The organism is Nocardia mangyaensis (genome assembly GCF_001886715.1).
In the GTDB taxonomy this organism is placed as follows: domain Bacteria; phylum Actinomycetota; class Actinomycetes; order Mycobacteriales; family Mycobacteriaceae; genus Nocardia; species Nocardia mangyaensis.
The window spans coordinates 28,684-47,902 of record NZ_CP018082.1 but is presented as its reverse complement, the minus strand read 5'-3'; the positions used below and the strand labels follow the sequence as shown (position 1 = coordinate 47,902).

Genomic DNA, 19,219 nt, shown 5'->3' with positions numbered 1-19,219 from the left:
CGGACGCACTGTGACCTGGACAATAGATCGCCGCTGGATCGCCAGATCGGTTTACAGTTCGAGGGTGATCCACAGCGACGAACGGACCGGCTCGACCGGATCAGCGCCGTGGGGTTCCCCGCTCCTCGGACCGGCCGACGAGAAGTCGACGATCCGGCGCGTGCGGGTGCAGTTGCTGCTCACCGTGCCCCTGCTCATCGCGAACCTGATCGGCATCGCGATGACCGTCGTGCTCGCCGGCTTCGTGCTGCCGGGTCCGACCCTGTTCACCCGCGACCTGCTGCTGATCAACGCCATCTTCACCCCGCTGTGCGCGTTCGTCGCGCTGGCGGTCGGCACGGTGTGGGGAACTGCCGCGGGGCTGCGGACCATGCGCTGGGCGACCGATCCCGACCACGTCCCCAACGCGGCCGAGCAGCGGGTCACCGCCTCGGCGCCGCGCTGGATGGTGCTGCAACAGGCGGCGCTGTGGTCGCTGGCGCTCGGCGTGCTCACCATCGTCTACGGGGTGGCCGAGCCCGCGCTGATCCCCAAGGTCTTCCTCGCGATCGGCGCCGCGGCGATCGTCGTGTGCGCCAACAGCTACCTGATCGTGGAATTCGCCCTGCGCCCGGTGACCGCGCGCGTCCTGCAGGCCGACCCGCAGCGCCGCCGCGGCATCGGCGTGTTCGGCCGCACCATGCTGTCGTGGCTGGTCGGGGTCGGGGTGCCGGTGGCGCTGGCGATGACGGTCGCGGTGTGGGCGCTGGCCGATCCCGCGGTGAGCAAGGCCAGGCTCGCGGTGTGCGTGCTCAGTCTCGGCGGCTCGGCCCTGCTGTTCGGGATGCTGTTGATGGCGCAGGTCTCGGCGGCGACGGTGGCGCCGATCAAGGGTGTGCGCCAGGCCCTGCGCCGGGTCGAGAACGGCGACCTCGACGCCGAGATCACCCTCTACGACGGCACCGAACTCGGCGAACTGCAGAGCGGCTTCAACACGATGGTGCACGGTCTGCGCGAGCGGGCGATGATCGAGGACCTGTTCGGCAAGCACGTGGGCCACGACGTGGCGATGGCGGCCATCGCCTCCCAGCCGGTACTGGGCGGCTCCGAGACCGAGGCCGCCGCCCTGTTCATCGACATCATCGGCTCGACCACCATGGCGTCGACCCTGCCCGCCCCCGAGATCGTCGGCATCCTCAACCGGTTCTTCGACATCGTCGTCGACGAGGTGGAGGGGCACGGCGGTCTGCTCAACAAGTTCGAGGGCGACGCGGCGCTGGCCGTGTTCGGCACCCCCGCCCCGCTCGCCGACGCCGCGGGCTCGGCGCTGTCGTGCGCGCGGGCGATCCAGCGCAGGCTGCGCGGCGCCTCCGACCTGGACGCGGGCATCGGTGTGGCCGCGGGCCGGGTCGTCGCGGGCAATGTCGGCACGCACAACCGCTACGAGTTCACCGTCATCGGCGACGCGGTGAACGAGGCGGCCCGGCTGTGCGAACTGTCGAAGGCACACGATGAGCGGTTGCTCAGTTCGGCGACCACGCTGGCCGGTGCCGCCGACACCGAGGCCGCGCACTGGGAGCTCGGGGAGACCGTCACCCTGCGCGGCAGGTTGAAACACACCCAGCTGGCCAAGCCTCGCGTCGACGACCAATCGGGCACTTCGGACGGCATTGGTTAGACTCGGCCGCGTGCGTCCCGCCGTCGAAGCGGACGGCGCCGTCGGGGCGGGAGTCGATCCGGCACGAGCGCCGACGGTTCCGATCCGGCCCCTGCGTTTCCGCGAATTGCTCGACGAGCCGTTCGCCCTGATCCAGGCCCATATCCGGGCCCTCGCCGCGCTCGGCGCCTGCGTGCTCGTGCTCGCCGTGGCCGTGGTGCTCGCGGTGACCGGCGTGGTCTCCCATCTCACCGACGGGTCCGACGCGGGGACCGCGTGGGCGGTGGTCCTGGCGACGGCGGTGTGCCTGTGGCTGCTGCGGTGGGTGCTGCGGGGAGCCACGGTCGCGATGGCGCTGGCCGATTTCGGCGGGGTCACCTTCGGCGCGGGCGCCGCGTTGCGGCGGGCGGCCAAACACGCGGGGCCGCTACTGCTCGCGCAGGTCATGTTCTCGCTGACCGGGATCGGTGTGCTGGTGGTCGGCAGCCTGCTGATCGTCACCTATCCGCTCGCGCTGATCTGGCTGGCGCAGGTGCGGGCCCGACGGTTCGTCACCGAACCGGTGATCATCGGCGAGCACGCGGAGTTCGGCGCGGCCGTGGCCCGGTCCAAGCATCTCGTGGACGGCGCGAACTGGACCATCGGCGGGCTGTGGCTCACCCAGCGGCTGATCTTCACGGTGCTCGCGGTGCCGCTGTTCGGCATTCCGTTCTATCTGTCGGACTTCTCCGGCACACACCGATGGGCGGTGATCACCCTGCTGGTGAGTGGGCTGCTGCTGGTGGTGACGGTCAGCGAGATCGTCGAGGCCACCAGCCGGGCCATCTGCTACATCGACCGGCGCTGTGCCCGCGAGGGCATGGACATCCGGCTTCCCGGTGACAGCCGATGAGCGACAACGACTTCCCCGACCAGCCGCACGGCAGCCCACCACCGCCCCGGCTCGGCGCGGCCGCCGAACATCGCGCCGCCGCCGAGAACGCCGCGGCCCGTCGCGATTACGACCGCGCGCTGCGCGAACGCTTCCGCGCGGTGCTGCGCGCCCTCGAGCAGGACGGCAGTCTGCCGGTGCGCCGCTCGCGCACCGCGCAGGAGACCGCCGACGACGCCACCACCGCGCTGCCGCTGGAACACTCCACCGAATTACATCCGGCCGCACGCAGTTTCGACGAGGTCGTCTACGGCGGTCGCGCGGCCACCGAGGACGAATACCGCAGGCTCGAATACGCGGACCGGTACTCGCAGTCGGCGCCACCCCCGGTGCCGGAACCGACCGAAGTCGAGATCACCGAGCGAGCTCCCCGGCGGCGCAGAGAACTTCCGCCGCTGCCGGAGCTGTTGCGCAGCCCCAAGTTCTGGGCCGCCGTCGCGGGCGGCATCGCCATCGCCCTGCTGCTCTACGCCGCGCTGCAGGGCCTCGGGGCACCGACCGCACCCGACGCGCCCACGCCGCCGCTGCCCGACAACCCGGATCCGCCCGACAGCGACTTCGATCCCGAATTCGGCGAGGGCAAGGACTCGATCTTCAGCCGAATGCCCGGCTGGCTGGCCTACGGCGGCCTCATGTTCCTGCTGGCCTTCGCCACCCTGGTCTGGTGGCGAGCACGCAGGCGCGGGGCGCTGGTCGGCGAACCACGTCCGGTCGAGGTCGCCGCGAACGAGCTGCTCGCCGGGCAAGCCGGGCTGTACCGTCGCTCCGGTGACGTCGCGCATGTCGCGCAGATCCTGCGCACCGCGACCCTGCGCCGCATCCGGCCGCGGGTGGGCGGCGGCGGACTCACCGACGATCGACTCGTCACCACCGCCGCGACTCGCCTCGGGGTACCGGCCGAGCAGATCGGCACGGTCCTGTTCGGCCCGGTGCCGGACGAGAACACCCTCTATTACGTTGCCGCACACCTCGAATGGATCGAGACGGAGCTCGGATGACCGATACCGCGAAGGACACAGTGATGCAGAAGACGCCGAGCGCGGCGGAAGCCGGTGCGGCGCTGGCCGCGTTGCGCACCGAGATCGGCAAGGCGGTGGTCGGCAACGACCAGGCCGTGCTGTATCTGGTGCTCGCGCTGCTGTGCCGCGGCCACGTACTGCTGGAAGGCGTTCCCGGCGTGGCGAAGACGCTGCTGGTCCGAGCCCTGGCCACCTCGCTCGATCTCGACCACGCGCGCGTGCAGTTCACGCCCGACCTGATGCCGGGTGATGTCACCGGGTCGCAGATCTACGATCCGCACTCGGCGGAGTTCACCTTCCGGCACGGCCCGGTGTTCACCAACCTGCTGCTGGCCGACGAGATCAACCGCACCCCGCCGAAGACGCAGGCCTCGCTGCTGGAATCGATGGAGGAGCGCCAGGTCTCGGTGGACGGTCAGCCGCGACCGCTGCCCGACCCGTTCGTCGTCGTCGCGACGCAGAACCCGATCGAGCAGGAGGGCACCTACCCGCTGCCCGAGGCGCAGCTCGACCGGTTCCTGTTCAAGGTCGACATCCTGCTGCCCGACCGCGACGACGAATTCCGCATCCTGCAGCGCCACGCGAGCGGCTTCGACCCGCGCGATCTCGGCGGTGCCGGGCTGCGGCCGGTCGCCGGCCCCGAGCACATCGCGGCGGCCCGCGCCGCGGTCGCGCAGGTGACCGTGAGCCCGGAGATGCTGGCCTACATCGTCGACCTGTGCCGGGCCACCCGCAGCTCCCCCGCCGTCGCGCACGGCGCGTCCACCCGCGGCGCGACGGCACTGCTGGCCGCCGCCCGTGCCTTCGCCTGGCTCAACGGGCGCACGTACGTAACCCCCGATGACGTGAAAACCGTTGCGGTGGCGGTGCTCCGGCACCGGCTGCAGTTGCGGCCGGAAGCCGAGCTGGACGGGGTCAGCACCGAGGGCGTGCTCTCGTCGTTGCTGGTCTCGGTGCCGGTTCCGGTCTAGCGACGTGGTCGTCACAGGCCGGTTCACCCTGCTCACCACGCTCGCGGCGGTGGTGGTGATGTTCGGCGTTCCGTCGTGGATCGGCGCGCTCGGCGCGTGCGCGGCACTGCTGGCGCTGCTGCTCACCGATCTCGCGCTCGCCGCGCGGGCGGACGCGCTCACGCTGACCCGCGATCCCTTGACGATCGTGCGACTGGGGCGCGAGGCCGACGTCGAGTTGGTGGTGACCAACACCGGCACCGCCACCGTGCGCGGATTCCTGTGGGACAGCTGGCCCGACAGTGCGCGCGCCGACCAGCGCACGCACCACCTCGACCTGGCGGCACGCACCCGAATCCGGTTGCGCACCAGCCTGACTCCCACCTACCGCGGTGATCGCGTCGCCGGTCCGGTGACCCTGCGACTGCTCGGTCCGCTGGGACTCGCCGGTCGCCAGCGCCGGGTCGAGGTACCGGGCCGGGTACGCGCGCTGCCCGAGTTCCGCAGCGAGCGGCTGCTGCGCTCGAAGGTGAAGCGGCTGCACCACCTCGAGGGCCGCAATGTGGCGAACACGCGTGGGCAGGGCACCGAGTTCGATTCGTTCCGCGAGTACGTGGCGGGCGACGACGTGCGCAGCATCGACTGGCGGGCCACCGCCCGCGCCACCGACGTGCTGGTACGCACCTGGCGGCCCGAACGCAACCGGCACGTGCTGATGGTGCTCGACACCGGGCGGGCCAGCGCCGGGCGCGTGGGCGAGGGTACCCGGCTCGATTCCTCGATCGAGGCGGCGCTGCTGCTGGGTGGGCTGGCGGCGGCCGCGGGCGACACCGTCGACCTGCTGGCCTACGACCGCGAGGTGCGCGCCGAGACCAGCGGTGTCGGCGGTCATCAGCTGCCGCTGAAACTCATGCACACCCTTGCCGGGGTCACGCCCCGGCTGGTCGACACCGACACCACCGGGCTGGTCCGCACGGTGCTCACCCGGGTCCGCAGGCGTGCGCTGATCGTCTGGTTCACCAGTCTGGACGGGCCGACCGTCACCGAGCATCTGCTGCCCGCCCTGCCGACACTGACCCAGCGTCATCGGGTGCTGATCGTCTCGGTCACCGATCCCGAGATCGCCGCGGCCGCGCGGGACCGGGGCACGGCCGGTGCCGTCTACGCCGCGGCAGCCGCCGAGACGGTGCTGGCCGAGCGGGCACTGGTGCAGGAATCGCTCCGGCGTCGCGGTGTCGCGGTGGTCGCCACTTCACCCGACCGGCTGCCCGAGGCACTGGCCGACGAGTACCTGGAGTTGAAGCAATCCGGCTCCCTGTGAGTTGTGCACAAGTGGAGTTGTCCACCGCCACTCACAGTTCATCCACCGCTGACCAACAGGTTTGTGCACAGGGCTGATTCATCCACAGGCTTACACCCTGGCGAGCTGCTGTCGTCGCGCCAGCACCGCGCCGAGCACGTGATACGGCGGATATCCGGTCGGCACCTGGCAGCGCATGGCCGCGCACACCGCCACGACGAGCTGGCTGCCGAGGTGCTGCTGCGCGGCCGGTGACAGGGTGCGCAACCTGGTCAGATACTGGCGCACCGAGCCGGCGAGCTCGTCGGAGAGCACGCTGGTGTCCAACTGCGCCGACCAGGCGCTCAACCACGGCGGCGCCATCACCAGTGCGGGAACCGGCAGGTTCTGCCGGGTGTGGACAACCACTGTTCCAGCCAGGACGTCGCCCACCCGCCTGCCCTCGCGCGAGCACAGCGAGGTGATCACCGCGACCGCGCCGAAGGCACCGAGCATCCAGAAATCCACAATCGCGCCGGTGAGTCCGCGGGTGAGCGCGTGCCGGAAGTCGATCGGCCCCGCGTCCGACCGCACGACCCGCAGTCCGAAGGCGAGCTTGCCGATGGACCGTCCGCGCGAGAGCGTCTCGCTGCACACCGGGTAGGCGACCAGCACCGTGACCAGCGTGACGATTCCGGCCACCGCCCACCAGGCCTCGTCGGCGTCGAACGCCGTCAGCAGGGCTGTCGCGAGGAAGATCAGGGTGGCGGCGAGGGTGAGCTGGATCAACAGGTCGAGCAGGAACGCGCCCGCACGGCTGGGGATACGCGCGATCGGGAGTTCGAGCGCCACCGCTTCGCCGGTGGTGAATTCGGCCATGTGGCTAGCATTCCCGATATGGACACCGATGCCTACAGCTGGGCGCATCAACGGTCGTGGTATCGGCTCGATCAGCTCGTTCGCCAGCGCACGCTCTCCGGCGCCGAGTCCGAGGAACTCGTCCGGCTCTACCGCGCCACCTCCCAGCAGCTGGCGAAACTGCAGGGGCATCATCCCGATCCCGAGCTGGTCGCCGGGCTGAGCGCACTGCTGGCCCGCGCCCGCGGGCGGGTGCTCGGGGCGCGCTCGCAGCCGTGGCAGGAGGCCGGACGCTTCTTCACCCGGCACTTCCCGGCAGCGGTGTATCGCGCGTGGCCGTGGTGGGTGAGCGTGACGGCGCTGTTCCTCGCGGTGTCGACGGTGCTCGCCGCGCTGGTCGATCACTCACCGGGGGCACGCGAGGCGCTGGGGGTTCCGGAAGGAGACCACTCCGATATCACCGCGCCCGGCGGCAGGTTCGAGACCTACTACTCCGAGCATCCCCACGACGCCTTCGCCGCGCAGGTGTGGACCAACAACGCCTGGGTCGCCGCGATCGCGCTGTTCACCGGCGTGCTGATCCTGCCCGCTGTGTATGTCCTGTTCATGAATGCGCTGAATCTGGGGATAACCGGTGGATTGATGGCCGACGCCGGTCGCCTCGACGCGTTCTTCGGCTTCATCCTGCCGCACGGCACGCTCGAGCTCACGGCCATCTTCGTCGCGGGCGGGTGTGGCTTGAAGCTGGGCTGGACACTGGTGGACCCGGGACGGCGCAGCAGGGCCGTGGCGATGGCCCGGCAGGGCAAGGCGACCGCCACGGTGGCGCTCGGGCTGGTGGTGGTGCTGTTCGTATCCGGGCTGATCGAGGGGTTCGTGACACCGAGTCCGCTGCCCGCGGCGGTGCGGATCGCGATCGGCTTCGCCGCCGAGGCACTGTTCCTGTTCTACGTCTTCGGTCTCGGCGGCCGGGTGGCCGCGGAACAGGACGCCGCGGCTGCCGCTCCTGCCGCGCTCCCCGACCCGGCGCGACTGTGGCTGGCACCTGCGGAAAAGGCGCTGGACCGGGCGTGAATACGCATCTGCACGTGCATTTGCGCGGCAGGCAACTCCGAGCACACCCGGCCGGAGACGGCACTGGGCAACCGGTAGCTAAGCGAGGTTACGAGATGGTGTCGAACTCCCCCATTTGAGTTCCGCTGGCCGCAGCGAGTCGGGCTCGAGCTGCGGCCAGCGTTGCCGCTAACTGTACACAATCGTTATGCCCATGCAACCCCCGACGCGCAGGTCCGGCGTAAGAATCATGAACCAGCAAACAGCTGTGGAGACTGCGTTTTCCACAGTCTCAGCTAACTTCCGGCGCGCCCCTGAAGCAGGGTTGAGCAACACCGAGAATTCATCTGCGGCAAACCTTCGACAACGAACCGCGCGCCCTCGACCCGCGTATCGCGCGATTGTCCGCCGCAGTTGCTCGAGCTCGCCTCCACCCGCCCACATGGCCGATCACCTGGGGATTCGACAAGGGAATTTCGGTTTGCCGGACGTCGGATGTCTTAAAAGAGACTTCAGGTTTGTTTACAGGGCTGCAAACAAGATCAGCACTCAGCAATCAAGCCGAAGAGCCTATCCGGGGCCCCATAACCGATCGAATGACCGGTTGCGAATAGAGCGCCAGACGGCTCGAAAACGGCCGAAGAACACCCCTGAAACATCCCGACAACAAGGCTGTGATCTTCACCTCATCAGCCCGGGCATGCCCATGATCGCGACCGAGCCACAGCACACCGACGACGGTGACCGCCGCTGCGAACATGCCTGGTCACCGGGACCATCAGCCGACGCGAACGACTCCGGTGACGGTGCCTTGCAGCAGCGCTCCGCCATGCGTGGTGAGGGCCGCCATCTGCAGCGGATCCTGGGCCACCGTGCCGGGCAGCGGCGTCGCCGCGCGCACCGCGCCCGTGGCGGCATCGATGACCACGTACTCGTAGCCGTCGAGCGGGGTCGCGGTCTCGGGACCGACGCGGCGCAGGGTGTGGACACCGCCGTCGGCGAGCGACAGTTTGGGCACGGCAGCGCTGCGGACCGGGCTGTCCCACACCTGTGCACAACCAGTCGGGGTGAGGTCGACGCGGGTCAGACCACCACGCAACGGCGCGGTCGCCGGCACCGCGGGGCCCGCGCCATCGGGGACGGCCGGATAGGGATAGCCGTAGGTGCTGGCGACGAAGACGGAGTTGCCGATACCGATGGGTGAGTTCTCGCTGCCTGGACCGCCCTCGGTGAGGACCGGCACCGAGCACACCCGCTCGCCCGAACCGGAGGCCAGGATGAGCAGCCGCACCTGGTCATCGGCGTTGTCGACGAGCGCGAGGTACTCCTCGCCGGTACCCGGACCGAAATAGGTCGGCGTCGAGCCGGTGCCCCAGCTGAGCTGACCCGGCTTGCGCGCCGAACCGCGCTCATAGGCGGCACGCCACCGCACCACGGGGGCACCATCTTTCGCGGCGAGCTCATAGAGCGCGTGCGTACTCGCCACCGCCACAGCACCATTCGACGCCGCGGAGATGCTGTTGGCGATCTGCTCACCGGACGGCAGCGCCACCGTCTCGATCCGGCCCGCCGCGTTCACCAGCCCGACCAGGCCGTGGCCGGTGGCGAACCAGACGTTGCCCGACCAGTCGGGGACGAGCCCGGTCACGTTGTCGCCCTCGGGAATCGCGCCCGACAGGTCGGCCTGCTCGGTCGCGCTCAGCTGCCACCCGCCGTCGGCGGCGCGCTCGTGCGCGACCCGCAGCAGCCGTCGATCGCCGTCGACCAGCACCAGCCGGTCGGCATTGTCGAGATAGGCGTACACGCCGCCGAGGAGACTGCCCTTGGTCAGTGCCAGCGAGGTGAGCGCGCCCGCGAGCGGACCCGGTGCGGCGGGATCGAGCAGGAAGACCGTCGGCGCCTGACCGGCGATGGCCGTGCACAGGGCGACGACAAGGCCGTCGGACCCTTCGAGCAGCGTCGGGCAGGCCGCGCCGAGCGGATACACAGTGACGGGGGCGCCGGGTGCGGGCCCGGCCAGCGGGGTGACATCGGAGGAGCCCGCGTCGCCGTGCATCGTCGCGGTCCCGACTGGACCGAGGAACGGATTCGGTGCCGCGAGCGGCCCGGTGACCTGGCCCGATACCGGATCGGCACCGACCGGACCCATCGACGCGCAGGTGAGCGCGAGGGCGAGGGCGGCGGCGCGAGCGGACGCGGTGACACGATGGCGGGTGACGAACGACACGGGCGTATCGAACCCCAATCTCGAGGCCCAGGGGAAGAATTCGACTCATCCGACGCGCCCACCCCTACGATGGGCGGATGACCGGGGTCAAGGATCGCCTGCTCACCACCCTCGCCGATCAGCTCGGCAATCCGCACGGACTGCTCGGCAAGGGCGTGGCGGTCGCGCTCAACCGCGGGAACAAACGCGCCATCGCCGCGGCCGTCGACGCGGCGGCACCGACGGCGGGTGCCACGGTCGCCGATATCGGCTTCGGCGGCGGTGTCGGGCTCGGGCTCCTGCTGACCCGTGTCGGGCGCGACGGCGTGGTGCACGGCATCGAGCCCTCGCGCGACATGCTCACCCGCGCCCGCGTCGGTTTCACGACGGAGGTGGCCGATCTGCGCCTCGTACTGGCGGAGGGTTCCCTGGCCTCGCTCCCGCTGCCCGCGGCGAGCCTCGACGCGGCGATCACCGTCAACACCCTCTACTTCCTCGATGATCTGCCCGCTGCGTGTGCCGAACTCGCGCGCGTGCTCCGGTCGGGCGGGACCGCGGTGGTCGGCATCGGTGATCCCGAGGCGATGGCCAAGATGCCTTTCACTCCTTATGGATTCACCTTGCGGCCCGTCGACGAGGTCGTCGAGGCGCTGAGCGCGGCCGGGCTGACGGTGGAGCGGCGCGCACTGGCGAATCCACCGCTTCCCCACCATCTGCTCGTCGCCCGCAAGCCCTGATCACTCGCCGCTTGTCTCACCGTGTCCGAACCCTTGACCGACCGGTCGGTCATGGCTACCGTCAGGGCCATGGAGTCTTCCCGCGCATCGAACCCCGACGGGGACGACCACGCACTCGATCCCGACGGCGGCGGGCCCGGTCCGGCCCGCCGCGACACGGTGACGGTCCGGACGACCCATGGCGATGTGGCCGTCCATCTGAGCGGACGGTTCCCCGGCGCGGCCCCCGGCCTGCTCCTGCTCCACGCCAATCCTGGCGACCACCGCGATTTCGATCCGATCGTCGCCACTTTGGGAAAGACCTGGGCGATCGCCGCGGTCGACTGGCCTGGCTACGGCGAGTCGACGGTCACCGATCTCGACGCGATCACCGTCGAGGCGCTCGGTGAGATCGCGGAGCAGGTAGTAGAAGCACTGACCGACAACGGCTTCCGTACCTTCACCGTGCTCGGCAACAGCGTCGGTGGCTACGCGGCGGTGCGGCTGGCGCAGCGGGTCGAGGCTCGGGTTCGTGGGCTGGTGCTGGTGCAGCCCGCCGGGTTCGCACCGCGGAATCTGTTGAGCCGTGGGCTGTTCCGTGTGATGGCGCGTCCGGGTGTGGCACGTCGGGCGGTCGTGCCGTGCGCACGGATGTATCTGGGTTCCGCGCGCAACGCCGGGTTGCGGCCCATTCTCGAACGGGCCGAGGCGATTCCCCGCGACCCGACCCGCCTCGCGGTGTACCGCCGGCTGTGGCGCACCCTCGACGATCCCCGGGTGGACCTGCCCGCGGCCGGTCCGTTGCTGCCGGATCTGCCGGTGCTGGTGGTCTGGGGACGCAACGATCCCATCAATCCGTGGCTGCTCAATCGGCGCGGTATCGCCCGCGCCCTGCCGCACGCCGAGGTCGCGGTGCTCGCGGCCCGGCACGAACCGTTCGCCGAGACGCCGGGGCGCTTCCTCGACGCGGTGCGCGCATTTCTCACCGCCCGTACGGAAACGCCGTCATGAGATCCGCCGAACCCGGCCGCCGCGCCCTGCTCGGCGCGGGCAGGCGACTGCTTGCCACCGAGAATCTGGGCAGGCTGTCGGTCAACGCGATCACCGCCGAGGCGCGGATGGCCAAGGGCAGCTTCTATCAGCACTGGCCGAGCCGTGAGTCCTATCTCCTCGCCCTGCACCGCGCTTTCCACGACGACCTCGCCGATCAGGTGGCGACCGCGATCGCCGACCTGCCCCCGGGCGAGCGGCGCCTCATGACCGCGATCACCACCTACCTCGACGGCTGCCTGGCCGAACCGGCGACGAAAGCCCTGCTCGTGCAGGCCCGCACCGACGCCGGTCTCCACACCGAGGTCACGGCCCGCAACGCCACCGCCGCCGACCTGCTGCTCGCCGATTTGGTGGCGATGGGCTGGACCGACGCCGAACCCGTCGCGGTCCTGCTGGTCGCCGCGATCGCCGAGACCGCGCTCCTGGAGATGGACCCGCCCGCCCCACGCCCCGACCTGCGCGCTGCCCTGCTGCGCCTGGCCCGGTGACAGTCCCTTCGACGGCCCGGAAACAACGAGAGGCCCGATCCGTATAGGATCGGGCCTCTTGTCTTTGTGGGCGAAGGGGGACTTGAACCGCTGTTCAGCCCCTGCTCACACCGTGCGACCATGGGAAGCTATGGGGAGGTACGGGTATGTATGGGAATCTATGGGCAGACAATAGCCCCGATTGTGGACCGCGTCCACAGCATCCCGGGCGTACTCTGACAAGAAATGACCCCCGCTACGGTTGCCGCCGCGCGGGGGTTCGGGACTCCTGAACCGGAGGAATCGTGCCCAATCATACGCAGGACCGCGACCTTGCCGACCGTCTCGTGTCGATCCGCAAGCGCCGCGGACTCTCGCAGCCCGAGCTCGCTAAAGCGGCCCGCCTCGCGGCCTCGACAGTGAGCAAGATCGAGCGGGGCGAGCTCGCCAATCCACGGCTTGCCACGATCCGGGCACTTGCGGGCGCGCTCGGCACGACGACCACCGTCCTACAGGGCGGCATCGGCGACACCGAGCAGGCCGACGCCGCGACTAACGATGTGTGGGCGCCGGTACGCCACGCGCTCGCCGCGCCGCCCGCGGCCGAGGATGACGAGCCGCCGACGCCTGCCAACATTCGCGCCGAACTGTCACGCTTGCAGGTCGAGCTCGCCGCGCATCGGTACCAGGCAATCGCCGCCGATCTGCCCGCTCTGCTGCGCGACTCGGCCACTGCCGGCGACCGGAGCCTGCACGCGCACACACTCGGCGCGGTCGGGTGGCTGCTCACCCAGAATCGACAGTGGGAGGATGCCGCGCTCGTCCTCGACCGGGCGATCGAGACCGCCGACGACGAGGCCACCGCCGCCGCCGCTGTCGCCACGCGAGTGTGGAGTGAGCTGCGACAGGGTCACCTCGACCCGGCACGGGCGCTGGCGCTCGAATGGGCCGACCGGATCGAGCCCAAATTCTCGCGCGCCTCGCTCGCGCAACTCGCCGTGTGGGGTCGGCTGTGGCTGTTCATCGCAACGATTGCGATTCGCGACAACAGGCAGCACGAGTACGAGGACGCGATCGGCCTCGCACGGGCGGCGGCGAGCCGCATCGGGCACGAGGTGATTACCGAAGTCGGTTCGACGAGACAGTTCGGCCCGATCACTGTCGAGCATGTCGCGGCCGAGGCCGCGGTGCTCAACGATCAGCCCGCGGTCGCGCTCGCAATCGCCGCACAGACCCCGCGGCCGACACTGCTGCCGACCGCCGCGGGCCGGTTGCGTCACCGGCTCGACAAGGCCAATGCGCATTCGCAACTGGGCGATTGGGATAACGCCATGGGCGAGTTGCGCAGCCTCGCCAACCAGGCGCCGGAATGGATCGTGCAGCAACGGTATTCGCGCGACATCATGGGGTCGATCGTCGAGCGCCGTCGCACGCTCACCGACGATATGCGCGAGCTCGCCGACATGGTGCGCTTGGAGCTCTGAGCAGGGAAAGTACTAGTTTCGGTCGACACGATCCGAAACTGTCAGTGACGCAAGGCACCTCGGCGGGTGAGTCTTAGGACAACGCCGACGCCGGACGAACCTTGAGAGTCTCCGGCGTCGGTGGAATCAAATCCTCTACCGCCTGCCGGGGGAACCCATGGCCGCATCACCTGAAATGGCGGCGTTCATCGCCGCCGAGGACGAGCTACTCAATCGCGCGGTGTACCCGCTGAATTGGCCGCACGAGGCGCCCGACCGTCCATTTTCTACCGACGACGCGCACCGCGCGATGCAACGGCACGCCGGTTGCCCGGCGAACGCCTGCGCCCGCAAGCGTGCCGCGCAGAAGGTGCTCGTCGACGCCGGGCACGTCGTCCCCGACCCGCGCAACAGCAGGAACCTCGGATGAGCGCCGAGCTCGCTCGCCTCGACAAGCTCGACGGCGGCCCGGCGCCACGCCCCGCCGCGTGGATGCAACACAACGATGGCTCGTGGTGGGTCGTCGATGACTACGGGATCGCATGGCCTGTCGCGGCATTCACGACCCTCGACGAGGCCGAGGACGAGGCCGAGGCGGTGCTCGCTGCCATCGGTCAGCACATCGTCATCGACGTTGCACCGGGCACCGTCGCCGACACCGAGGTCGACCGGTGACGGCCGCCGCGGTGGCGCTCGGCCTGCCCGACAAGCGCGACGCCGGTGTTCGGCGGTACTTCGGCCTCGGCGCGTTCGCGATGCTGTCCGGCCACGGCTACAGGCAGCTTGTGAACTGGCGCCACAGCGAACGGATATGGGTACCGTCGCCCGACATCGAGATCGGGCCCCACCCCGGCTGGTCGCTGCCGTGCATACAGGCATGGTCGCCCGACGGCGCCCCGTTCCGACGATCGCCGACCGTGCGGTTCCGGGACGCGGCCGAGGTGGCGCGACAGTGGCATATGCCTCGCGAGGCGCTCTGGGCGTGCATCGGCGACGGCTCGCTCGCGGGCCCGGTCGTGTGGGTCGACGACCGGCCGGGCTGGATGCAGTGAAAGCTATCGGGCTGATTCGCGCGGCGGTCTCGGCCGACCCGAGCGTCGACGAGAATCTGATTCGGAATCTCGCTCGCGCCCGTAAGTACGAGCTCGTCGGCATCCTCACGATTCGCCCGAATGGTCAACACCATCTCGCGTTTGGAGAACCAAGAGCGGGAGATGTCAGTGAAGCAAGTCCTTGCCGTTGCGCGCGGCCTCGGCGTCGACGCCGGCGACTTCGTCGACGCCGCGCAGAAGGGAATGGGCGCCGGGGAGTAGCCGACTCGCCATCACACCTCGGCGATTAGCTGCCCTAATCAGGCTCGCCACCGAAGTAGACGCGGTGACCTCGTCTCGGTCCGCCAACTGCCCCATACCGCACCCTCGATCGCCTCGGTTCCCGCCACAGGTCGCGAGCACCCCGACTCGCTCGTTCGAACACCAGTTCGATACTACCGGGCTAAGAGTGCCGCGCAGGCTCTGCGTGGTGGAGTCCCCCGCCCGATTCGTAGGACCAATGGGTAACGCGATCGTAGCCAGGAATATGGAACCCGGTATGCCCGATTTGCAATATGACGGAATCGTTACCTACAAAAACAGTTAGATACCAAAAACCCGGAGCTCGCAAGGGTTTACGAGTCCGGGTTCATGCATCTTGACGCCTAAGCCGTCAACCGTGGTCGACGCCCGCCGAATGTGTGCGCGGTGTGTGCGCGAGCGATCTCGGCATCGGCAACTGCCGCGACCGCAGCGACCTCGCGGTCGAATTCGTGTCGCATCCTCGAGACCGCCTCGGCCGCCGCGTCTCTCGCGTCGGCCGCATCCTCGACGGCGAGGTCGCGCAGCGCGAGCGCGGCGTCTCGCTCGCGCCGGGCCGCGTGCGCGTCGACCTCGGCGAGGTGCCGGGCGCGCTCGGCCTCGACGCCGCGCGCGCGGGCCCGTTCCAGCTCGGCGGCCAGGCGCCCGGCGTCGGTCTGCTCTGCCGACGCCGCGGCCTTGTCGGCGAACCGGCGCGTCGCGCGGTGCGCGCGCACCGGGTTGTGATCGGGATCCGCACAGTAGGCGGCCGGGCGACCCGGCCCGATGCGCGGCGGAATTACCATGCCGCACACCGAATCCGGGCCGGTCGGAAACCGGCAGTGACCAGGCTCGATTTTCATTTCATTGCACCCGTCATGAAATGAAACCGCCGGTCACGCGGCGGCGGCGAGCAGGTCGCCGGCCTCGTGCTGCGCGACGTGGTCGACCGCGGTGTCGTACGTGCTGAATACCTGCGACTGCACGACGCCGTCGGCGTCCATCCACACTGCCTCGAAACCTGCGGCGACGCGCTCGATCTCGCCGAGGCGCCCGAGCTGCACGAGCCGACGCCGCCGGGCCTGCTCGATGCCGACCACGGTGCTACGCAGCCGCGGCAGGCGCCCGGCGATAACCTGAGCGCTTGCCGCGCTCGCGGCGTGCGAGTGGTGCCCGTACCGCTTGTCGGTGATCGCGTACGACGAGTGCCCGGCGTCGCGCGAGACGACCCAGATCGGCTCGCCATCCTGCAATCGCCAGCTAATTCCCGTGTGTCTCGTGACGTACGGGGTCAGGCGCTTGGACATGAGCCGGTCGACGACGCGCCCATACCGGTTAAGCAGCTCGTCGAAAGACAATCCTTGCCACCCGGCGGCACCGGTGAACGGGGTCCGGTCGCCCTTGTGCAGCGCGACGAGCCGTTCCAACGCGGGCGCCCATCCCTGTTGCCAGAATCGAACGCTCGTCACCGGCAGGCCGGTAGGGGTGAGGAACAGCCACGCATCGGCCGGGCGGTCGAGGTCGAGCCGGGCGACCGTTTCCAACGGCACGAACGTAGTCCGAATGCCGCGCTCGGTCTTCGGGTCGCCGAGGCGCGGCCTGCCGTTCGCCCACTTCCACGCCCGCACGATCGAGACGGCGCCGTTGTCGCGGTTGATGTCGCCGACCTTGAGGGCGCCCTGCTCGCCGGGGCGCGCCATGCTCATCACGCCGAACTCCCACCACGACCGCCAGAAGGGCTCGAGCAGTTGCTCGATGAGCTCGTACTCGAGGTCGTCGAGGTGGTCGACCTCACGGGCTGAACACTTCGGCAGGCGGGTATCAGCGCACGGATTCCACGGGATGAGAGCCTTCGGGCGCTTGCGGGCTGCGGCGCCCATCGCCGCGCAGAGCAGCCCGTGCTTATTGCGCACGGTCTTCGCACCGTTGCCGAACTCGCTCTCGAGCCAATCCACCCACGCCGCATCGAGTTCGGGCGTCAAGGCGTCCACGGGCAGATCCTCGCCGAAAAACGGCACCATGTCGCGGTCGATCATGCGCCTGTATTTGCGCTTGGTCTCCTCCTCGACCGACTTCCCGAGGCTGTTGACGTATCGGTGCAACCACGCCTTGAGCGTGAGCACCTCGGCCTCGGCTGCTGCTGCGGCGAGGCGGGCGGCGAGTACGCGCTCGGCCTCGACGGCGCCGACCCGGTCGAGCAGCTTTGCCCAGCGGATCGCCTCGGCGTGGTCGACGAATGTCTGCGAGGTCGCGATCTCCTCGGCCGCGCCGGGGCGCTTGATGCGGTAGCGCACCTGCGAAACGGTGCTGCCGTCCTTGCGAACGCGAATACGGGGAGTGGTCTTGCGGGGCCGTGACATGGGCGTGCGTCCTTCGCGCCAGCCGAACCTCCTCAGGTTCTTGTGGACCGCAATGTGGACGCAGAAGGGGCCTAATCCGTGGATTAAGCCCCTGACCTGCTATTTCGTTGTGGGCGAAGGGGGACTTGAACCCCCACGTCCTTACGGACACTGGCACCTGAAGCCAGCGCGTCTGCCATTCCGCCACTCGCCCGAGCGACTGGAAAAATCTAACATGCCTCGCCGACGAAAATAAAATCGAGGCTGTGACCTGCGGTGATGCCGACGGATTCGGCGCGGGAACCGGGGCGGTTCGCCGGGAGTTACAGGGTGGGAGGATCGTAGATATCATGCAAGGAACATGGTCGGGTCCGGACACGCCGTAATCAGCGTGCCGACCGGCGAGGACACTCACCGAAGGGAGGGCCGTGATGGGCATCGTGTCGAGATTCGAACGACGTCTGCAGGGCGCTGTCGGTGATGTGTTCGCGAGGGTGTTCGGCGGCAGCGTCGTCCCCCAAGAGGTGGAGGCCGCGCTGCAGCGTGAAGCCGCAGATCGAGTCCAGGATCTCGAGGGCGGGCATCTCCTCGCGCCCAACAGCTATGTGATCACGATCAACGAGTCCGATCACGGCAAGCTCGACGCCGATCACGACCTCACCACCAAGGCGTTCGCCAAACACCTGCAGGATTACATCCGCGAGCAGGGCTGGCAGACCTACGGCGAAGTGCACGTGGCGTTCGAGGCATCACCTACGCTGCACACCGGAATGTTCAGAGCGAGCGGCCGCGTCGACCCCGACGCCGGTCGCGGGACCGCCCCACCTCGCCCCGAACCGCCACAACGACCCGCACACCCGCAACCAGGAGCTGGCCCCATGACGCACAACTCAGGCTACGAGCCAAGCCGAGAGCCCGCGGAGTCCGATCCACGCAACCGCGGGTACGCGCCGCCGCCCGCCGGACGCGGTGCCGCGCCGGGTGGTTCCTACCCGGACGAGTACGGTCGCGCGGGCGGCGGCTACGGCGTGCCGGAGGCGCAGCCGGGTTACGACCCTGCCTACGGCCAGCAGGGTGGCGAGTACCAGAACGGGTACGACCCCGCCGCGCCCGCCCAGCCCGGCTACGGCCAGCAGCCCGGGTACGGCGCCCAGCCCGGCTACGACCAGCAGGGCGGCTACGGCCAACAGGCCTACAGTCAGCAGCCGGGGTACGGCCAGCAGGGCTACGCCGAGCCCGGGTACGACCAGCAGCCCGGGTACGAGCAGCAGGGCGGCTACGGCCAGCAGGGCTACGCCGACCCGCAGCAAGGCTACGGCCAGCAGCCCGGTTACGGCGCCCAGCCCGGCTACGCCGAGCCCGGCTACGACCAGCAGGGCGGCTACGGCCAACAGGGCTACGCCGACCCGCAGCAAGGCTACGGCCAGCAGCCCGGTTACGGCGCCCAGCCCGGCTACGCCGAGCCCGGCTACGACCAGCAGGGCGCCTACGGCCAACAGGGCTACGCCGACCCGCAACAGGGCTACGCCGACCCGCAACAGGGCTACGCCGACCCGCAGGCAGGCTACGGCCAGGCCGGGGGGGGCTACGGCGCCGCGCAGGCCAGCTACTCGGCCACCCTGCAACTCGACGACGGGAGCGGGCGCACCTATCAGCTGCGCGAGGGTTCCAACATCATCGGTCGCGGGCAGGACGCCCACTTCCGGCTGCCCGACACGGGGGTGTCGCGCCGCCACATCGAGGTGCGCTGGGACGGCCAGACGGCCATGCTCTCGGACCTGGGTTCCACCAACGGCACCCTCGTGAACGGTTCGCCGGTGCAAGATTGGCAGCTCGCCGACGGCGACGTCATCCGGGCCGGGCATTCCGAGATCCTGATCCGGATCGTCTGATCCCGTAAGCTGCGCGGTGCACGTCA

Annotated in this window: 19 protein-coding genes and 1 tRNA gene; 15 read left to right on the top strand and 5 right to left on the bottom strand. The window is 69.6% G+C overall.

The window, feature by feature from the left end:
* Positions 1-64: 64 nt before the first annotated feature.
* Genes BOX37_RS00230 through BOX37_RS00210 form a run of 5 tightly spaced genes read left to right on the top strand, consistent with a single transcriptional unit; the run spans position 65 to position 5,857 of the window.
* A complete protein-coding gene (locus tag BOX37_RS00230; RefSeq protein WP_084759343.1) occupies positions 65-1,657 on the top strand; it encodes an adenylate/guanylate cyclase domain-containing protein in 1,593 nt (530 codons plus the stop codon).
* 10 nt (positions 1,658-1,667) lie between these two features.
* Complete coding sequence (locus BOX37_RS00225) at positions 1,668-2,528, top strand: hypothetical protein (protein ID WP_071925687.1); 861 nt, start codon at positions 1,668-1,670, stop codon at positions 2,526-2,528.
* Positions 2,525-3,565 carry a DUF4129 domain-containing protein gene (locus BOX37_RS00220; protein WP_071925686.1) on the top strand — a complete coding sequence of 347 codons (1,041 nt, stop codon included), beginning with the start codon at positions 2,525-2,527 and terminating at the stop codon, positions 3,563-3,565. Before BOX37_RS00225 ends, BOX37_RS00220 begins: the two co-directional genes overlap by 4 nt.
* A complete protein-coding gene (locus BOX37_RS00215; protein WP_206045745.1) occupies positions 3,562-4,557 on the top strand; it encodes an AAA family ATPase in 996 nt (331 codons plus the stop codon). Before BOX37_RS00220 ends, BOX37_RS00215 begins: the two co-directional genes overlap by 4 nt.
* 4 nt (positions 4,558-4,561) lie before the next feature.
* A complete protein-coding gene (locus BOX37_RS00210) occupies positions 4,562-5,857 on the top strand; it encodes a DUF58 domain-containing protein (protein ID WP_071925685.1) in 1,296 nt (431 codons plus the stop codon).
* Positions 5,858-5,947: 90 nt separating this feature from the next.
* On the opposite strand, the gene BOX37_RS00205 is transcribed toward BOX37_RS00210, so the two are convergent.
* On the bottom strand, positions 5,948-6,694 hold the full coding sequence (locus BOX37_RS00205; protein ID WP_071925684.1) for an RDD family protein: 747 nt from the start codon (positions 6,692-6,694) through the stop codon (positions 5,948-5,950).
* Positions 6,695-6,712: 18 nt separating this feature from the next.
* Between BOX37_RS00205 and BOX37_RS00200 the strand changes: the two genes are divergently transcribed.
* Positions 6,713-7,747 (top strand): stage II sporulation protein M, encoded by a 1,035-nt coding sequence (locus tag BOX37_RS00200; protein WP_071925683.1) that lies wholly within the window; start codon positions 6,713-6,715, stop codon positions 7,745-7,747.
* Between the two features lie 757 nt (positions 7,748-8,504).
* Here BOX37_RS00200 and BOX37_RS00195 read toward each other — a convergent pair.
* Positions 8,505-9,875, bottom strand: a complete 1,371-nt coding sequence (locus tag BOX37_RS00195; protein ID WP_240505486.1) for an NHL repeat-containing protein — start codon at positions 9,873-9,875, stop codon at positions 8,505-8,507.
* Between the two features lie 155 nt (positions 9,876-10,030).
* On the opposite strand from BOX37_RS00195, the gene BOX37_RS00190 reads away from it, so the two are divergent.
* The 8 genes from BOX37_RS00190 (at position 10,031) to BOX37_RS33595 (ending at position 14,944) form a co-directional block, all read left to right on the top strand.
* Positions 10,031-10,669: a class I SAM-dependent methyltransferase gene (locus BOX37_RS00190; RefSeq protein WP_071925681.1), complete on the top strand. Its 639-nt coding sequence runs from the start codon at positions 10,031-10,033 to the stop codon at positions 10,667-10,669.
* 69 nt (positions 10,670-10,738) lie between these two features.
* Positions 10,739-11,659 carry an alpha/beta fold hydrolase gene (locus tag BOX37_RS00185; RefSeq protein WP_071925680.1) on the top strand — a complete coding sequence of 307 codons (921 nt, stop codon included), beginning with the start codon at positions 10,739-10,741 and terminating at the stop codon, positions 11,657-11,659.
* Positions 11,656-12,189: a TetR/AcrR family transcriptional regulator gene (locus BOX37_RS00180; protein WP_071925679.1), complete on the top strand. Its 534-nt coding sequence runs from the start codon at positions 11,656-11,658 to the stop codon at positions 12,187-12,189. Before BOX37_RS00185 ends, BOX37_RS00180 begins: the two co-directional genes overlap by 4 nt.
* 284 nt (positions 12,190-12,473) lie before the next feature.
* The gene (locus tag BOX37_RS00175) at positions 12,474-13,652 is read left to right on the top strand and encodes a helix-turn-helix domain-containing protein (protein WP_071925678.1); all 1,179 of its coding nucleotides are present in this window, start codon (positions 12,474-12,476) and stop codon (positions 13,650-13,652) included.
* A 157-nt stretch (positions 13,653-13,809) separates the two neighbouring features.
* On the top strand, positions 13,810-14,061 hold the full coding sequence (locus BOX37_RS00170) for a hypothetical protein (RefSeq protein WP_156910217.1): 252 nt from the start codon (positions 13,810-13,812) through the stop codon (positions 14,059-14,061).
* Positions 14,058-14,306, top strand: a complete 249-nt coding sequence (locus tag BOX37_RS00165) for a hypothetical protein (protein WP_071925676.1) — start codon at positions 14,058-14,060, stop codon at positions 14,304-14,306. The genes BOX37_RS00170 and BOX37_RS00165 overlap by 4 nt, the downstream gene beginning before the upstream one ends.
* On the top strand, positions 14,303-14,683 hold the full coding sequence (locus BOX37_RS00160) for a hypothetical protein (RefSeq protein WP_071925675.1): 381 nt from the start codon (positions 14,303-14,305) through the stop codon (positions 14,681-14,683). Before BOX37_RS00165 ends, BOX37_RS00160 begins: the two co-directional genes overlap by 4 nt.
* Positions 14,684-14,803: 120 nt before the next feature.
* Positions 14,804-14,944: a helix-turn-helix domain-containing protein gene (locus BOX37_RS33595; protein ID WP_156910216.1), complete on the top strand. Its 141-nt coding sequence runs from the start codon at positions 14,804-14,806 to the stop codon at positions 14,942-14,944.
* 383 nt (positions 14,945-15,327) lie between these two features.
* On the opposite strand, the gene BOX37_RS00155 is transcribed toward BOX37_RS33595, so the two are convergent.
* From BOX37_RS00155 to BOX37_RS00145, 3 genes are all read right to left on the bottom strand, one after another.
* Positions 15,328-15,768, bottom strand: coding sequence for a hypothetical protein (locus BOX37_RS00155; protein ID WP_071925674.1), 441 nt, complete (start codon positions 15,766-15,768; stop codon positions 15,328-15,330).
* Positions 15,769-15,858: 90 nt separating this feature from the next.
* Positions 15,859-17,322: a tyrosine-type recombinase/integrase gene (locus tag BOX37_RS00150; protein ID WP_071925673.1), complete on the bottom strand. Its 1,464-nt coding sequence runs from the start codon at positions 17,320-17,322 to the stop codon at positions 15,859-15,861.
* A gap of 110 nt (positions 17,323-17,432) precedes the next feature.
* A tRNA-Leu gene (locus tag BOX37_RS00145) sits at positions 17,433-17,515 on the bottom strand.
* 217 nt (positions 17,516-17,732) lie between these two features.
* Here BOX37_RS00145 and BOX37_RS00140 point away from each other — a divergent pair.
* Positions 17,733-19,193, top strand: coding sequence for an FhaA domain-containing protein (locus BOX37_RS00140; RefSeq protein WP_071925672.1), 1,461 nt, complete (start codon positions 17,733-17,735; stop codon positions 19,191-19,193).
* Positions 19,194-19,219: the final 26 nt, after the last annotated feature.

Excerpts from the sequence above, each read along its gene's own strand:
- BOX37_RS00220 (WP_071925686.1), top strand. The coding sequence starts at position 2,525 with ATGAGCGACAACGACTTCCCCGACCAGCCGCACGGCAGCCCACCACCG.
- BOX37_RS00215 (WP_206045745.1), top strand. The coding sequence starts at position 3,562 with ATGACCGATACCGCGAAGGACACAGTGATGCAGAAGACGCCGAGCGCG.
- BOX37_RS00205 (WP_071925684.1), bottom strand. The coding sequence starts at position 6,694 with ATGGCCGAATTCACCACCGGCGAAGCGGTGGCGCTCGAACTCCCGATC.
- BOX37_RS00200 (WP_071925683.1), top strand. The coding sequence starts at position 6,713 with ATGGACACCGATGCCTACAGCTGGGCGCATCAACGGTCGTGGTATCGG.
- BOX37_RS00195 (WP_240505486.1), bottom strand. The coding sequence starts at position 9,875 with ATGGGTCCGGTCGGTGCCGATCCGGTATCGGGCCAGGTCACCGGGCCG.
- BOX37_RS00190 (WP_071925681.1), top strand. The coding sequence starts at position 10,031 with ATGACCGGGGTCAAGGATCGCCTGCTCACCACCCTCGCCGATCAGCTC.
- BOX37_RS00185 (WP_071925680.1), top strand. The coding sequence starts at position 10,739 with ATGGAGTCTTCCCGCGCATCGAACCCCGACGGGGACGACCACGCACTC.
- BOX37_RS00180 (WP_071925679.1), top strand. The coding sequence starts at position 11,656 with ATGAGATCCGCCGAACCCGGCCGCCGCGCCCTGCTCGGCGCGGGCAGG.
- BOX37_RS00170 (WP_156910217.1), top strand. The coding sequence starts at position 13,810 with ATGGCCGCATCACCTGAAATGGCGGCGTTCATCGCCGCCGAGGACGAG.
- BOX37_RS00165 (WP_071925676.1), top strand. The coding sequence starts at position 14,058 with ATGAGCGCCGAGCTCGCTCGCCTCGACAAGCTCGACGGCGGCCCGGCG.
- BOX37_RS33595 (WP_156910216.1), top strand. The coding sequence starts at position 14,804 with ATGGTCAACACCATCTCGCGTTTGGAGAACCAAGAGCGGGAGATGTCA.
- BOX37_RS00155 (WP_071925674.1), bottom strand. The coding sequence starts at position 15,768 with ATGGTAATTCCGCCGCGCATCGGGCCGGGTCGCCCGGCCGCCTACTGT.
- BOX37_RS00150 (WP_071925673.1), bottom strand. The coding sequence starts at position 17,322 with ATGTCACGGCCCCGCAAGACCACTCCCCGTATTCGCGTTCGCAAGGAC.
- BOX37_RS00140 (WP_071925672.1), top strand. The coding sequence starts at position 17,733 with ATGGGCATCGTGTCGAGATTCGAACGACGTCTGCAGGGCGCTGTCGGT.